1 protein-coding gene is annotated in these 244 nt (G+C 49.6%); it reads left to right on the top strand.

Going from position 1 to position 244, the window contains the following annotated elements; translation table 11 throughout:
- On the top strand, positions 1–244 hold a 244-nt coding region (locus tag SB775_RS32830; protein ID WP_410865480.1), incomplete at both ends, for an NYN domain-containing protein.

Below are 244 nucleotides of genomic sequence, written 5' to 3'. Positions count from 1 at the left end.
CTGGCGATTAGCCTGAACAGCCGGCGCGACCAAATTTATGTCGCGACTTCTGATTCGACCGAGCAATGGGTCATTTTTGCAAAAGGCGCCTTGCGCATCTCTGCACGCGAACTGGAAATCGAAATGGAAGAAATCGATAAACGCATTGCCAAGAAAGTTCGTGAAATTCAAGAGCAGCGCGGGATTTCCAAGATTCCGCTCAAAGGTGAAGTGGCAGAAATTTTTGAAAAATGGCGCCGCGGCC

Source organism: Peribacillus sp. SIMBA_075, from assembly GCF_046534585.1.
Note: the sequence above shows the minus strand (reverse complement) of the source record. Positions and strands in the feature narration are given on the sequence as shown.